Below are 15,794 nucleotides of genomic sequence, written 5' to 3'. Positions count from 1 at the left end.
GAAACCTGCTGCGTTTCGATAGCCTGTTTTGAAATGACTTCGCGATTACCACACTACCTTGATTTTCAATATGTGCTTTGCTACTTTTAACAATGAAAAAAATATTTGCAATCTCCGGAAGCACTAAAGCAGCATCAACCAATGCATTTTACATCACTGCGATCTCAAGACTTTTAAATAAAGAGTTTGAGGTAATAAATTTTTCATCCATCGCGTCTATTCCACATTTCAATCCTGATTTAGACCAAGAAAATCCACCACAGGCTGTAGAGGCACTTCGCTCAACCATCAAACAGGCAGATGGAATCATTATCTCTACACCAGAATACGCAATGGGCTTACCAGGCTCATTAAAAAACCTCCTCGATTGGACGGTAAGCTCAGCATCATTTTCGGGGAAACCTGTTTTAGCACTTGTTGCTTCAACTCAGGGCGAGAAAGCCTATCAATCCATCATCGATATTTTAACCGTAATTGAAGCGAGGGTATCGCCCCAGCTTATTTCATTTGCTAAAGCGAAAATCAATGATGAAGGATCGATTATCGACAAGGAGACTTTAACCGCACTTAAAAGCACAATCGATTCATTTGTTGCCAGCATGAAGAATGGATAACACGATTTATTTCCGTAAAATTGCAGTATGAACAATAACTCTGCAACCCGTTTAAATAAATTCATCAGTGAAAGTGGATTATGTTCACGCCGTGAAGCAGACCGTTATATCGAAAAGGGTACAGTTTTCATCAATGGAAAAAGGGCTAAAGTTGGCGACCAGGTTTTTGTAGGCGATAAAGTGATGGTAAACGGCCATAATATCGAACCAAAAGAAGAAAGTAATTTCATCCTATTGGCCTTTAACAAGCCTGTAGGGATTACCAGTACTACAGAAGGCAGCGTACGTGATAATATTGTTGATTATGTGAACCACAGTGAAAGGATCTTTCCAATTGGCCGGTTGGATAAAGACTCCTCAGGTCTGATTTTCCTCACTAACAATGGAGATATTGTTAACAAAATTTTAAGGGCAGGGAATAAACACGAAAAAGAATACTTGGTTACCGTTAATAAACCAGTTACCGAAGATTTTATTTTCGAAATGAGTAACGGTGTTCCAATTTTAGGTGTAAATACCCGTAAATGCAAAGTACGTCAGATCAGTACCTTTGTTTTCAATATCATATTAATTCAAGGTTTAAACAGGCAAATTAGAAGAATGTGTGAGCATTTTGGTTATGAAGTAACCAAACTTGAGCGAACACGCATCATGAATATTAGCCTTAAAGGTATCCCAACGGGAGAATTTAGGGAACTTACCGAAGAAGAGATGAAAGCGATTACCAAAAGTGTCGAACATTCGTCTTCTGAAGCTAAACCCAAAACAAAGAGCGCCAGCAAGAAAAAAACCAATGCCTGGGAGGAAATCCATGAACTTAGAGAAGAACAGCCCCAAAAAGCATTCAAACCGAAATCTTCAGGTCAAAAATCTTCAGGCAAAAAACCGACAGGTCACTCAGGATCAAAACCTACTGGCAAAAGTAATAGCACAAATAGAAATTCGAGACCAGCAAAAGGCAAGCCTGCAAGCAAGCCAAACTCAAGAGGCAGAGGAAGATAAAGCTAATTAATTGTAAAATTTGGCATCTTGCAGGCACCCTCAACCTTCTACCTTTCTGCCTTACAGCTTTTTTAAGTACCTTTGCAACAAATGGTAACAGCAAAAAAAACCGATATCCGTGCATTAGATCTACCTCAATTGCAACAACATCTTGTAGCAATGCAACAGCCTGCATTCAGGGCCAAGCAGATATATCAATGGCTTTGGGAAAAATCGGCTACAAGTTTCGAGCAAATGAGTAATCTTTCTAAAGATCTTCGTCAGGCTTTGGACGATTCTTTTGCCATTAATGCTGTTCAGGTTAACAACTCTCAGTTCAGTAACGACCATACCATTAAAAATACGTTCAGGTTAGCAGATGGTAATATTGTAGAGGGCGTTTTAATTCCCCTGGAAGATCGCATGACTGCTTGTGTGAGCTCTCAGGTGGGCTGCAGTTTAACCTGTAAGTTCTGTGCAACCGGCTATATGGACCGTAAGCGTAATTTAAATGCTGATGAGATTTATGACCAGGTAGTATTGATTGATAAACAAGCCAAGCAGAATTATAACAATCCCCTTACCAATATTGTGTATATGGGCATGGGAGAGCCGCTATTAAATTATGCAAATGTATTGAAGTCTATTGAGCGTATTACTGCTCCTGATGGCTTAAACATGAGCTATAAGCGCATTACGGTTTCTACTGCCGGTATTGCTAAAATGATCAAGAAACTCGGTGATGATGGTGCAAAATTTAATCTTGCATTATCCCTACATGCAGCTGATGATAAAAAGCGTAATGAGATTATGCCCATTAATGAAGCCAACTCATTAAAAGCATTGGCAGATGCGCTTAAATACTATTTCGCTAAAACGAAAAATCCGGTAACTTACGAATACATTGTTTTTAATCACTTTAACGATGAAATCTCTGATGCAATGGATTTAGCTAAATTCTGTAAACATATTCCCTGCAAGGTAAATCTGATCGAATACAACCCCATTTCTTTCGCCGATTTCACCAATGCAGAAGGCGACAAGATCGATGCTTTTTCTAATTACTTAAAAAGCCAAGGGATTAATACCAATATCCGCCGTAGCCGTGGTAAAGATATTGATGCCGCTTGTGGGCAATTGGCCGTTAAGGAAGAAGCGAACGCTTAAGCCATCTACTACAATATTCTTAATACAATCTCTTTCATTTTTTGGAGCGCAGTTTACTCTGCATTTAGGTTGCGTTCGGTCCTGCTGTACGCTCAATCCTTTTGGGAAACCATTCTAACATAAACGATCAATCATCTTTTCCCAAAAGGGATACCGCTCCCATCAGGGCTATTTAAGCTGGCACAGAAGAAGGAAAACAGGTAAGATGTAAAATGGATGATGGAATGGCCTCTGCGGAGATCAGCGTGATCTGCGGGAGCAAACCCTTAACTTTGCTTAACGCCTTAATGGTGAGAAAAATTTATGGCCCCTTTACCATTAAGGGATTAAGGACATTAAGAAAAGAACCTTTGCATAATCCCATTTAATGCTTTAACAGTTTTAAATAATATACTTCACAAAGCCATTAAAACAAGAAACCCCTCCAACATTTCTGTTGAGGGGTTTCTTTTTAAGATCTGGCACCGACCTACTCTCCCACGTGTTACCGCAGTACCATCGGCTCTGGTGGGCTTAACTGCTCTGTTCGGAATGGGAAGAGGTGGACACCACCGATATAGGCACCTGAATATTTTTATTTAAGACTAAAGAAGAAGCTTAAAGACTAAAGCGTAATCCACCTTTGGTCTTTGCTCTTTCAGCTTTTAGCCTTTCAGTATTTCAATTTCGCTGGCCTTAAACACAAGGCCTTGTATATAACAAGAAAACCCTTTAACATTTCTGCTAAAGGGTTTCTTTTTAAGATCTGGCACCGACCTACTCTCCCACGTGTTACCGCAGTACCATCGGCTCTGGTGGGCTTAACTGCTCTGTTCGGAATGGGAAGAGGTGGACACCACCGATATAGGCACCTGAATATTTTATTGAGGTAGAAGGTAGAGGGTATAAAGGTGGAGGGGAATCCCTAAACCTTAAGCCTTTCGCCTTAAACCTTAAACAGTATTGAAAGAAGTTAGTTTGAAGAACAAACAACAGTCTGTTTGCTTTGAAAGCTTCGGATGATTAGTACTACTCGACTGTGCTGTCGCCAGCTTTACATCTATAGCCTATCAACGTAGTAGTCTTCTACGGTCCTATATGGAATTCTCATCTCGTGGCTAGTTTCGCACTTAGATGCTTTCAGCGCTTATCTATTCCCAGCGTAGCTACTCTGCAATGCCCCTGGCGGAACAACAGATTCACTAGAGGCTAGTCCAACCCGGTCCTCTCGTACTAAGGTCAGCCCCACTCAAAATTCCTACGCCCACAACAGATAGGGACCGAACTGTCTCGCGACGTTCTGAACCCAGCTCGCGTGCCACTTTAATCGGCGAACAGCCGAACCCTTGGGACCTTCTCCAGCCCCAGGATGTGACGAGCCGACATCGAGGTGCCAAACCTCCCCGTCGATATGAGCTCTTGGGGGAGATCAGCCTGTTATCCCCAGCGTACCTTTTATCCTTTGAGCGATGGCCCTTCCATGCAGAACCACCGGATCACTATATCCGTCTTTCGACCCTGATCGACTTGTCTGTCTCACAGTCAAGCAAGCTTATGCTATTGCACTCCGCGTACGGTTACCAAGCGTACTGAGCTTACCTTTGAAAGCCTCCGTTACCTTTTTGGAGGCGACCACCCCAGTCAAACTACCCATCAAACAATGTCTCCCTCTTAGAGGGATTAGACACCGAATACAGAAAGGGTGGTATTTCAACGTTGGCTCCACGACGCCTAGCGACGCCGCTTCAAAGCCTCCCACCTATCCTACACATCCTGTATCCAATGTCAATGTTAAATTGTAGTGAAGGTGCATGGGGTCTTTCCGTCCCGTTGCGGGTACCCGGCGTCTTCACCGGGACCACAATTTCACCGAGCTCATGGCTGAGACAGCGCCCAGATCGTTACACCATTCGTGCAGGTCGGAACTTACCCGACAAGGAATTTCGCTACCTTAGGACCGTTATAGTTACGGCCGCCGTTTACTGGGGCTTCGATTCAATGCTTCTCTTACGATGACATCCCCTCTTAACCTTCCAGCACCGGGCAGGTGTCAGGCCTTATACTTCATCTTTCGATTTTGCAAAGCCATGTGTTTTTGTTAAACAGTCGCCTGGGCCTTTTCACTGCGGCTGACATTGCTGCCAGCGCCCCTTCTCCCGAAGTTACAGGGCCATTTTGCCGAGTTCCTTAGCCATGATTCACTCGAGCACCTTAGAATCCTCTTCCCGGATACCTGTGTCGGTTTGCGGTACGGGTTTTTATAACCTGAAGCTTAGCGGTTTTTCTTGGAAGTCTGATTACCTGCGCTATCCAATTAGCCGAAGCCTCTTGGTACTATCGACTTTCAGCTAGATCGGCGGATTTGCCTACCGTTCTAATACCTACTGTCTTTAACGATCTATTCCGTCAGATCGCGGCAGTGTCACTACTCCGTCCCCACATCGCAGTTATAAAAAGTACGGGAATATTAACCCGTTGTCCATCGAATTTCCCCTTCGGGTTCTCCTTAGGTCCCGACTAACCCTGATCCGATTAGCGTTGATCAGGAAACCTTATCCTTTCGGTGGGCGGGTTTCTCGCCCGCCTTATCGTTACTTATGCCTACATTTGCTTTTCTATAAGCTCCAGCACCCATTACCAGATACCTTCGCTGCCGATAGAATGCTCCCCTACCGATATATTTCAATCCCATAGCTTCGGTGTACAATTTAATGCCCGTTTATTATCCATGCCCGATCGCTCGACTAGTGAGCTGTTACGCACTCTTTAAATGAATGGCTGCTTCCAAGCCAACATCCTAGCTGTCTGTGCAATCGGACCTCGTTAGTTCAACTTAACTGTAACTTGGGGACCTTAGCTGATGGTCTGGGTTCTTTCCCTCTCGGCGCGTGACCTTAGCACCCCGCGCCTCACTGCCGACTATATTATATAGCATTCGGAGTTTGTCTGGATTTGGTAGGATTTGACTCCCCCGCACCCAATCAGTAGCTCTACCTCTATATAACTCAACGTCGACGCTGTTCCTAAAAACATTTCGGGGAGTACGAGCTATTTCCCAGTTTGATTAGCCTTTCACCCCTACCCACAGATCATCCGGAAACTTTTCAACGTTTATCGGTTCGGTCCTCCAGTACGTGTTACCGCACCTTCAACCTGTCCATGGGTAGATCACAAGGTTTCGCGTCTACCTCCTCTGACTATACGCCCTATTCAGACTCGCTTTCGCTTCGGATCCGTGCCTGAAGCACTTAACCTTGCCAGAGAAGAGTAACTCGTAGGCTCATTATGCAAAAGGCACGCCGTCACGCCACCTGGACGCTCCGACCGCTTGTAAGTACACGGTTTCAGGTTCTATTTCACTCCCCTGTTCGGGGTTCTTTTCACCTTTCCCTCACGGTACTGGTTCACTATCGGTCTCTCAGGAGTATTTAGCCTTACCGGATGGTGCCGGCAGATTCCCACAAGGCGTCTCCGACCTCGCGGTACTCAGGATACTGCTAGGCTAGCATTCTATACGTGTACCGGGCTATCACCGTGTATCGCTGGGCTTCCCATCCCATTCCACTTCTGTTTGCTAATGCCACGTTGCAGTCCTACAACCCCCACTTTGCCGTAACAAAGTAGGTTTGGGCTCTTTCCCTTTCGCTCGCCACTACTTAGGAAATCATTGTTATTTTCTCTTCCTCTGCTTACTTAGATGTTTCAGTTCGGCAGGTTTGCTCATTATATGTGACATGTCTTCAACATGCCGGGTTGCCCCATTCGGAAATCTTCGGATTAATTCCTATTTGCAAATACCCGAAGCTTATCGCAGCTTATCACGTCCTTCATCGCCTCTGAGAGCCAAGGCATCCCCCGTGTACTCTTTATTACTTTCTTCTACTCATATGCCTTTTGCGCCATATGGTATGCTTTTTTGCTCTTGTTATGATGTCTCATACCTTCCTTCGAGTTGCCTCTTGGGTTGGTGAGCACAAACACAACAGTCGCCTATTGTTGTTTGCTCTTCTTTTTTAACTTCTTCCAATATGTCAAAGAACTTTATTAAGGTATAAGGCTGAGGGTATAAAGGTGTAGGGTTTAATGTGCCCTAACCTAAGCCTATAGCTTATTCCTTATTAGTAAAAACTGCGGTCTCGAACCGTTTCATATTTCGATATCATTATATCTATATATGTGCCCCATGGCGTTTCTTCTTTCTTAATCTTTATGTCAATGTATATTATCTATCCCGATAATAAGGTGTGTATTCTGTTGTGGTTTGTTTCAGCTATAGGTTTTACCCTACACCTTTCAACCCTCAACCTTAATGGTGGAGAATAACGGAGTCGAACCGTTGACCTCCTGCGTGCAAGGCAGGCGCTCTAGCCAGCTGAGCTAATCCCCCAAAAGGATTTTAAATGTGTAGTCCCGTCCAGATTTGAACTGGAGACCCCTACATTATCAGTGTAGTGCTCTAACCAGGCTGAGCTACGGGACTTCTTAATTCCAGGTAAGCATTGTTTGCAGTATATAGTATCTTACCGCTACTGCTTCCTTTGGCTTCCCCTTCTTGTCTCCGTTAAGCTTACCTTTATAGTAGCCCACCGTTTTCTTCTGGGTGTTTCTTTTTTCTCTTTTTAGTATAAAGTATATGGTATCAAGTATCAAGACCTTAAGCCTTCTACCTTATTACCTTCTACCTTATCGAAATATCATGTTGCGTGGCGAGTAGGTGAGTCTACTCCAGAAAGGAGGTATTCCAGCCGCACCTTCCGGTACGGCTACCTTGTTACGACTTAGCCCCAGTTATCGGTTTTACCCTAGGACGCTCCTTGCGGTTACATACTTTAGGTACCCCCAACTTCCATGGCTTGACGGGCGGTGTGTACAAGGCCCGGGAACGTATTCACCGCGTCATTGCTGATACGCGATTACTAGCGAATCCAACTTCATGGGGTCGAGTTGCAGACCCCAATCCGAACTGTGAATGGCTTTGTGAGATTCGCATCATATTGCTATGTAGCTGCCCTCTGTACCATCCATTGTAGCACGTGTGTAGCCCCGGACGTAAGGGCCATGATGACTTGACGTCGTCCCCTCCTTCCTCTCTGTTTGCACAGGCAGTCTGTTTAGAGTCCCCACCATAACGTGCTGGCAACTAAACATAGGGGTTGCGCTCGTTGCGGGACTTAACCCAACACCTCACGGCACGAGCTGACGACAGCCATGCAGCACCTAGTTTCGTGTCCTTGCGGACTGATCTATCTCTAAATCATTCACTAACTTTCAAGCCCGGGTAAGGTTCCTCGCGTATCATCGAATTAAACCACATGCTCCTCCGCTTGTGCGGGCCCCCGTCAATTCCTTTGAGTTTCAATCTTGCGACCGTACTCCCCAGGTGGAACACTTAACGCTTTCGCTTAGCCGCTGACTGTGTATCGCCAACAGCGAGTGTTCATCGTTTAGGGCGTGGACTACCAGGGTATCTAATCCTGTTTGATCCCCACGCTTTCGTGCCTCAGCGTCAATAAGACCATAGTAAGCTGCCTTCGCAATCGGTGTTCTGAGACATATCTATGCATTTCACCGCTACTTGTCTCATTCCGCCTACCTCTAGTCCATTCAAGCCCATCAGTATCAAGGGCACTGCGATAGTTGAGCTACCGTCTTTCACCCCTGACTTAACAGGCCGCCTACGCACCCTTTAAACCCAATAAATCCGGATAACGCTTGGATCCTCCGTATTACCGCGGCTGCTGGCACGGAGTTAGCCGATCCTTATTCTTCCGGTACATTCAGCTCTCTACACGTAAAGAGGTTTATTCCCGGATAAAAGCAGTTTACAACCCATAGGGCAGTCTTCCTGCACGCGGCATGGCTGGTTCAGAGTTGCCTCCATTGACCAATATTCCTTACTGCTGCCTCCCGTAGGAGTCTGGTCCGTGTCTCAGTACCAGTGTGGGGGGTCATCCTCTCAGATCCCCTAGTCATCGTCGCCTTGGTGGGCCGTTACCCCGCCAACTAGCTAATGACACGCATGCCCATCTCAATCCTATAAATATTTGAACATTGGATAATGCTATCCTGTGTTTTTATGCGGTGTTAATCCGGATTTCTCCGGGCTATCCCCCAGATTAAGGTAGGTTGCATACGCGTTACGCACCCGTGCGCCACTTTTTCTTCCAGCAAGCTGGAAAATATCGTTCGACTTGCATGTATTAGGCCTGCCGCTAGCGTTCATCCTGAGCCAGGATCAAACTCTCCATTGTAAAATGTGTTGTAAGATGCTGACCAGTTTTAACTATTGTTAAAAATAGTCTTCTTTTTTGTTATGTTGTCTGTTAGACACCACCTTTAAAATAAAGCTACGTAATCATGTACTTTGATCAGTACTCCATTACCTCGCTACGCTACATTGACATCTCTTTTAAGAACTTTCTGATCTGGTAAACCTCACGGCCGATCACTTATATATCTTCAAACTTCAGTTCGTTCAAGTCTTGTTAGTCTTAAACGTGTTTACGTCTGTTTCAATCTTTTTTTTCTATCTTCCCAACATCCGCCGTTCCGATTTTCCCGCTTCCTTTCGGTTGGGAGTGCAAAGGTAAGGAACTTTTTTAAACTTCCAAATAAAATAAATTTTATTTTTTCAGCCTTCTTTTTCTCTTTACCCTTATTTCAATATGCCAGGTTTAACTGGCTCCCCGTTCTTCCGAACCGGGCTGCAAAGGTAGCAATCTTTTTCTCTTGCGCAATATTTATTTTAAAATAAATACTGCTCTCTGTATCTCTATACCACCTTTTCATTTTATTAACCTCTTCCTCCGAAGCGGGATGCAAAAGTAGGAAAATTATGTACAACGCCAAAGGTTTTTTATGGAATAACACAGGTTTTGACCTAAGTTGATGGTTTTCAGCAGGAAAAAGTTTTTCCTCAGACAAAACTTTTTGGTAAATCGGGTGTTTACACCTCCTTATAAACCTCGCAGGTTTTAAAAACCTGCGAGGTTTGACCTAAAAACTTACGATTTCCCTGCACCCTGCCATTAGAAACTTCGTAAGTTACCCCTGCCCTCCGCCACCTAAACCCGATTGAAGTGGTAGCTGCCGGCTTCACGCCGGCACTATAAACGGAAAGCGGGAACGCACTTATATAATAGCACAACAACTGCTTTGCTGAAAAAAAACCATTTAACTATATTTCACCCTAGCCTTAAAAACATAGTATTCCTCGTAAATATTTTATAAATTAGTTAGATGCTTCTGGTTAAACAATGGACTTCTGATTTATTTGGACTACTATTTCCAAATTTATGCAATGCATGCGGCACTGCTTTGCTTCGCCATGAAAACCTGATTTGTTTAAAATGCTTATACGACCTCCCTTTTACCGACTATCATCAATATGCTGATAATAGGGTTGCCAAGCAGCTATGGGGCCGCTTACCACTTAACGCTGCAATGGCCATGTTATATTTTAGAAAAGGAGCGAAAGTTCAAAACTTAATACACAACTTAAAATATAACGGCAGAACAGATGTTGGTGTGTTATTAGGCAATATGCTGGGAGAAAGGTTAAAAACCGCAACGCTTTACCAGGATATTGATCTGGTTATTCCAGTTCCTTTACATCGCAAAAAATATAAGAGCAGGGGATATAACCAAAGTACCTTTATTGCAGAAGGAATTGCGGCGCAGATGGGGATCGGCATTAGCGAAGATCACCTGATCCGGAATAATGCTACCGAGAGCCAAACTAAAAAAAGCAGGTATAACCGTTACGAAAACATGAGAGATGTGTTTAAGGTAAATTCTCCTGAAGATATCATCGGCAAACATATTCTACTGGTTGACGATGTAATTACCACTGGGGCAACGCTTGAGGCCTGCGCCAATTCACTCTTGGCTATAGGAGCAATAAAAGTGAGCATAGCAGCACTTGCCTTCGCAGAATAATTACCACTATACGGTTTAAGTGCTATTGCAAGTAGCCAAACATTTTTCTAAGTTTGATTTATGCGTTTAAATATTGGTTTAGTGCTTTTAATTTCATTCTTTGGTTTAGCTTGCCGGAAAGGAGAGCGTATTACCACAGATCCAAATGCTAAACTCAATATCTCTGATAAAGAACTATTATTTGATACCATTTTTACTTCGGTGGGCTCAACAACCAGAAGAATAAAAATTGTAAATAAAAATAATGATGCGGTTAAAGTATCCGAAATCAGATTATCAGGTGGGAATACTTCAGCTTTCAGCATCAATATTAATGGAGAGCAAACGCAGCGTAAAAATGATCTCATCATAAACGGCCAGGATTCTATAAATCTTTTTGTCAAGGTTTCGATCAATCCAAATTCAACTAATCTACCCTTTCTGGTTCAAGATTCTATTCTATTAAATACAAATGGGAATAAACAGGTAATTCAGCTTATAGCTTATGGACAAAATGCTGTATTTATTAATGAATCTACAGTTAATGTGAATACCATCTGGACAAAAGCTCTACCCTATATTATCAATGGATCATTAACCGTTAAGAGTGGCGCTTCATTAACCATCCAGCCTGGAACTAAAATTTATTTCCATAAGGATGCCAATTTAAACATAGAAGGAAATCTGATCGTTAATGGCGACTTTACTGAGCCTGTACTATTTTGTAGCGATAGGCTTGAACGAATTTATAGCGATGAGCCCGGGCAATGGAAAGGAATTTTCTTAAAACGCACCGGATATGGACTGATTAAAAATGCGATCATTAAAAATGCATCTGTTGGCATTACCTCCGATTCTTTATCTGTTAACAATAATCCCAAATTAATTTTAAGCAATAGCATTATCAAAAACATGCAGGTGGCAGCTTATATTGGCTACCACTCAGAACTACTCGCGTTTAATAATGTGATGTATAACTGCGGTAATTATTTGATATATGGAGTTGGGGGAGGGAATTATAATTTGAAACAGAATACCTTTATTGGTTACAACATAAATTTTCCGCGTAAAACTGCCTCATTGAGCTTTTCAGATTATTTATCCGTAAATGCTTACAATAAACTTCAAATCGATTTAACTAACAACATCATTTGGGGAAGTTTAACTAATGAACTCGATATCCAAAAGAAAAGTTCTGCAATGGTGCAACTCAATTTTTGGAGTAATTTAATCCGATGTACCAACAGCACTTATAACATTAACGGCAATATTTTAAATATTGATCCATTATTCATTAACCAGGAAATGGAAAATTTTGAGCTCTCGGCAAACAGCTTAGCCAGAAAAAAAGGCGCTGATTTGAATACCGATCCTTATTTTACCGGTTATCTTAATAAAGACATAAAAGGCAATACAAGAATTTCTCCCTCAACCTTAGGTAGTTACGAAAAATAACAACTTTTTTTAGTTTTTCAAAAACAAATCGTCTGGAAATCTCGTTTATACATATGAGAGCGTTAATTTAGATGGTAAGGGTCGATATTTCTTCTAAAGAATATCGGCCCTTTACTTTTTAATAAGATTTTAAGATTACCACTCCATTCTTTCAGGTCATTTTTGCCTGTCGCCTCTATCCCTGACAATTATTTATTTTTTTTGAAAGTTAGCGTTGTTGCAAAATGGCAGCCTGCGGTCCCGCTTTTCCTCCTGCCGTTTTAATTTATCAATATAAAAAAATATACGGTTCAAAACGGCATCCGTTCAATCGGGCTTAGTTAACAAAGGCTTGCTTAAACCCTATTATATCAAAAAAGCAGCTACAAATTAATGCAGCTGCTTTATCTGTTTGTCGTGTTGTAAATTATTCTACAGTTACTGATTTGGCCAGATTTCTTGGCTGGTCTACATTACAACCACGCATTACCGCAATGTGATACGATAATAACTGAAGCGGAATGGTTGCTATTAGCGGTAAAAAGGCTTCATTGGCATCAGGAATTTCAATACAATAATCGGCCATTTTTTTCACCTCGGTATCGCCCTGGGTTACAATCGCAATTACTTTCCCTTTTCTAGCTTTTACTTCCTGTATATTGCTGATCACTTTTTCGTATGATGAATTCTGCGTAGCAATAAAAACCACCGGCATTTCTTCATCAATTAAGGCGATAGGACCATGTTTCATCTCTGCAGCAGGATATCCTTCTGCATGGATATAGGAAATCTCTTTAAGTTTTAACGCACCTTCTAAAGCTACAGGGAAACCACTTCCTCTACCTAAAAATAAACAGTTGGTAGAATCTTTAATCTTTTCTGCTACTTCTTTAATCAGGTCGTTCGATTCTAAAGCAATCTGGATTTTATCAGGAATATTATCAAGCTCGGTTAAAAGTTCGATTAGCTTTGAAGTAGTAATGGTTCCTTTTTGTTGTGCCATATAAAAGGCCATCAAAGTTAAAACCGTTACCTGTGCAGTAAATGCCTTTGTAGAAGCGACTCCGATTTCAGGACCAGCGTGAGTGTAAACACCCGCATGCGTTAAACGTGGAATGGAGGCACCCGCAACGTTACAAATTCCGAAAATAGTTGCCCCACGTTCTTTAGCCATCTCTATAGCCGCCATGGTATCGGCTGTTTCTCCAGACTGCGAAATGGCAATTACCACATCTTTTTCAGTAATTATCGGATTTCTATACCTGAATTCTGAAGCATATTCAACTTCAACAGGAATACGGGCATATTCTTCAATCAGGTATTCCCCAACCAAACCTGCATGCCACGATGTTCCACAGGCTACAATGATGATACGATCTATATTTTTTAATTTCTCTGCAAATTCTTTGATTCCACCAAGCTGAACTTTCCCTTCTTCAGGATAAATACGACCACGCATACAATCTTTAATCGAACGGGGCTGCTCATAAATTTCCTTGAGCATAAAGTGATCGAAACCACCTTTCTCCAGCATTTCTAACTTTAACTGCAGCTCCTGGATTAATGGCGTTTGTACCACATTATCCAATCTTTTAACTAAAAGATCATCTTTGGTGATCAGCGCAATTTCATTATCATTCAGATAGATTACGTTTTTGGTGTATTCAATAATCGGTGTAGCATCAGAAGCAATAAAGTATTCTCCCTGGCCCACACCAATTACCATCGGGCTGCCTTTTCTGGCCGCAATTAAACGATCAGGGTGATCCTGATCCATAATTACGATGGCGTAGGCGCCAATCACTTCCTTCAAAGCCAAACGAACGGCTTCCAAAAGATCTATATTTTCAATTCCCTGGATTTCTTCTATAAGGTGAATCAGTACCTCCGTATCAGTATCGCTTTTAAATTCGTGCCCGCGGCTAACTAACTCTTCTTTTAAAGTAGCATAGTTTTCTATAATTCCATTGTGTATAATTGACAGCTTACCATTGTTTGAAGTATGCGGATGGGAGTTACGGTCAGACGGGACACCATGGGTTGCCCAACGGGTATGGCCCATACCAATAGTTCCAGACTTATCCTGATCTTTAGCAAACTCTTCTAAAACGGCTACCTTACCCGCTTTTTTATAAATATGCTCTCCACTTTCATTCATTAATGCGATCCCCGCACTATCATAACCACGGTATTCTAATCTTTTTAGGCCTTTAAGTACAATTGGCCAGGCTTCTCTATAGCCAATATAGCCCACTATTCCACACATAATTTACATCTAATTAATTTGGGTAAATATATAAAACAAACGTTTGTTTTAAAGCATTAAGCGCTAAAGATCTTTTTATTTAATCAAAAAAGCAGCTACAAATTAATGTAACTGCTTTTAATATATCATCACTAAATCGAATTACCTGTCCTATTTATAAAGTGGAAATGCACTCACCAATTTAATCACTTCAGCTTTTACGGTATTTAGGTTAGCTTCATCTTCCGGATTGGTTAAAACCCTATCGATTAATTCAACAATCTGTTCCATTTCGGTTTCTTGTAAACCACGGGTAGTAATAGCGGCAGTCCCCACACGGATACCAGAAGTTACAAATGGTGACTTATCATCAAAAGGTACCATGTTTTTATTCACGGTGATTTCTGCTTTCTCTAAAGCATTTTCGGCTACTTTACCGGTGATGTTTTTATTGCGCAAATCAATTAACATCAAATGGTTGTCCGTACCGCCAGAAATAATGCCATATCCTTTAGCTACAAATGCTTTAGCCATTGCCTGTGCATTAGCAGCTACCTGCTTAATGTATGTTCCGTACTCCTCGCTTAAAGCTTCACCAAAGGCAATTGCTTTAGCTGCAATAATATGCTCTAACGGACCGCCCTGTGTACCAGGAAAAACCGCCATATCGAGCAGGTTACTCATTAAACGGATTTCGCCTTTTGGCGTTTTCAATCCCCATGGGTTTTCGAAATCCTGTCCCATCATAATCATACCGCCACGTGGACCACGTAAAGTTTTGTGAGTTGTAGTGGTTACAATATGGCAATGTGGAAGAGGGTTGGCTAACAATCCTTTTGCTATTAAACCTGCAGGGTGAGAAATGTCAGCTAAAACCAAAGCACCAATTTTATCAGCTACTGCACGGATAAAAGCATAATCCCACTCACGTGAATAGGCAGAGGCACCGCAGATAATCAGTTTTGGTTTTTCAGCTAAAGCAACCTCTTCTAATTTTTTATAATCAATTAATCCGGTTTCTTTTTCTACCCCATAAAAGAAAGGTTGATATAATTTACCCGAAAAGTTAACAGGCGAACCATGTGTTAAGTGACCGCCATGAGAAAGGTCAAATCCTAATATTTTATCACCTGGTTGCAAAATAGCCAGCATTACCGCTGCATTAGCCTGTGCTCCAGAATGTGGCTGAACGTTTACCCAAGCCGCGCCGAACAATTCTTTTGCCCTATCAATAGCAATCTGCTCTATCACATCTACCACCTGGCAACCGCCATAGTAACGTTTTCCAGGTAAGCCTTCGGCATATTTATTGGTCAGTACCGATCCGGCAGCTTCCATTACCTGCTTGCTTACAAAATTTTCTGATGCAATAAGCTCTAAACCATGCTCCTGGCGGTTTAATTCTTTATCGATAAGTTCAAAAATTTGGTTGTCGCGTGTCATTGTATATTTAGGTT

At 42.1% G+C, this 15,794-nt stretch carries 7 protein-coding genes, 2 tRNA genes and 4 rRNA genes; 5 read left to right on the top strand and 8 right to left on the bottom strand.

Going from position 1 to position 15,794, the window contains the following annotated elements; all coding sequences use genetic code 11:
- Positions 1-92 precede the first annotated feature (92 nt).
- From KYH19_RS22420 to rlmN, 3 genes are all read left to right on the top strand, one after another.
- Positions 93-614 carry an NADPH-dependent FMN reductase gene (locus KYH19_RS22420; RefSeq protein ID WP_219076858.1) on the top strand — a complete coding sequence of 174 codons (522 nt, stop codon included), beginning with the start codon at positions 93-95 and terminating at the stop codon, positions 612-614.
- Positions 615-641: 27 nt separating this feature from the next.
- Positions 642-1,616: a 23S rRNA pseudouridine(2604) synthase RluF gene (gene rluF, locus KYH19_RS22415; RefSeq protein ID WP_219076857.1), complete on the top strand. Its 975-nt coding sequence runs from the start codon at positions 642-644 to the stop codon at positions 1,614-1,616.
- 90 nt (positions 1,617-1,706) lie between these two features.
- Positions 1,707-2,762, top strand: coding sequence for a 23S rRNA (adenine(2503)-C(2))-methyltransferase RlmN (rlmN, locus tag KYH19_RS22410; protein WP_219076856.1), 1,056 nt, complete (start codon positions 1,707-1,709; stop codon positions 2,760-2,762).
- 456 nt (positions 2,763-3,218) lie between these two features.
- Here rlmN and rrf (KYH19_RS22405) read toward each other — a convergent pair.
- The 6 genes from rrf (KYH19_RS22405) to KYH19_RS22380 form a co-directional block, all read right to left on the bottom strand.
- Positions 3,219-3,330 (bottom strand): 5S ribosomal RNA (gene rrf / locus KYH19_RS22405).
- A gap of 175 nt (positions 3,331-3,505) precedes the next feature.
- Positions 3,506-3,617, bottom strand: a 5S ribosomal RNA gene (rrf, locus tag KYH19_RS22400).
- A gap of 128 nt (positions 3,618-3,745) precedes the next feature.
- A 23S ribosomal RNA gene (locus KYH19_RS22395) occupies positions 3,746-6,620 on the bottom strand.
- 431 nt (positions 6,621-7,051) lie between these two features.
- Positions 7,052-7,128 (bottom strand) — tRNA-Ala (locus tag KYH19_RS22390).
- Between the two features lie 18 nt (positions 7,129-7,146).
- Positions 7,147-7,221: transfer RNA gene (locus tag KYH19_RS22385), tRNA-Ile, on the bottom strand.
- 249 nt (positions 7,222-7,470) lie between these two features.
- Positions 7,471-8,992: ribosomal RNA gene (locus KYH19_RS22380) — 16S ribosomal RNA — on the bottom strand.
- Together the 16S, 23S and 5S rRNA genes with 2 tRNA genes alongside form the textbook arrangement of a ribosomal RNA operon.
- A 988-nt stretch (positions 8,993-9,980) precedes the next feature.
- Here KYH19_RS22380 and KYH19_RS22375 point away from each other — a divergent pair.
- Both KYH19_RS22375 and KYH19_RS22370 read left to right on the top strand, forming a co-directional pair.
- Positions 9,981-10,679 carry a ComF family protein gene (locus tag KYH19_RS22375; RefSeq protein WP_219076855.1) on the top strand — a complete coding sequence of 233 codons (699 nt, stop codon included), beginning with the start codon at positions 9,981-9,983 and terminating at the stop codon, positions 10,677-10,679.
- Between the two features lie 60 nt (positions 10,680-10,739).
- Complete coding sequence (locus KYH19_RS22370) at positions 10,740-12,113, top strand: hypothetical protein (protein WP_219076854.1); 1,374 nt, start codon at positions 10,740-10,742, stop codon at positions 12,111-12,113.
- A 406-nt stretch (positions 12,114-12,519) separates the two neighbouring features.
- Here KYH19_RS22370 and glmS read toward each other — a convergent pair whose 3' ends face one another.
- Positions 12,520-14,358 (bottom strand): glutamine--fructose-6-phosphate transaminase (isomerizing), encoded by a 1,839-nt coding sequence (glmS, locus tag KYH19_RS22365; RefSeq protein WP_219076853.1) that lies wholly within the window; start codon positions 14,356-14,358, stop codon positions 12,520-12,522.
- Between the two features lie 150 nt (positions 14,359-14,508).
- On the bottom strand, positions 14,509-15,780 hold the full coding sequence (glyA, locus tag KYH19_RS22360) for a serine hydroxymethyltransferase (protein WP_219076852.1): 1,272 nt from the start codon (positions 15,778-15,780) through the stop codon (positions 14,509-14,511).
- Positions 15,781-15,794 lie beyond the last annotated feature (14 nt).

It is taken from the genome of Pedobacter sp. D749 (assembly GCF_019317285.1).
Taxonomy (GTDB): Bacteria; Bacteroidota; Bacteroidia; order Sphingobacteriales; family Sphingobacteriaceae; genus Pedobacter.
Note: the sequence above shows the minus strand (reverse complement) of the source record. Positions and strands in the feature narration are given on the sequence as shown.

Bases quoted from the DNA above. Each gene is read 5' to 3' on its own strand.
- KYH19_RS22375 (WP_219076855.1), top strand. From the start codon at position 9,981: ATGCTTCTGGTTAAACAATGGACTTCTGATTTATTTGGACTACTATTT.
- glyA (WP_219076852.1), bottom strand. From the start codon at position 15,780: ATGACACGCGACAACCAAATTTTTGAACTTATCGATAAAGAATTAAAC.
- glmS (WP_219076853.1), bottom strand. From the start codon at position 14,358: ATGTGTGGAATAGTGGGCTATATTGGCTATAGAGAAGCCTGGCCAATT.
- KYH19_RS22370 (WP_219076854.1), top strand. From the start codon at position 10,740: ATGCGTTTAAATATTGGTTTAGTGCTTTTAATTTCATTCTTTGGTTTA.
- rluF (WP_219076857.1), top strand. From the start codon at position 642: ATGAACAATAACTCTGCAACCCGTTTAAATAAATTCATCAGTGAAAGT.
- KYH19_RS22420 (WP_219076858.1), top strand. From the start codon at position 93: ATGAAAAAAATATTTGCAATCTCCGGAAGCACTAAAGCAGCATCAACC.
- rlmN (WP_219076856.1), top strand. From the start codon at position 1,707: ATGGTAACAGCAAAAAAAACCGATATCCGTGCATTAGATCTACCTCAA.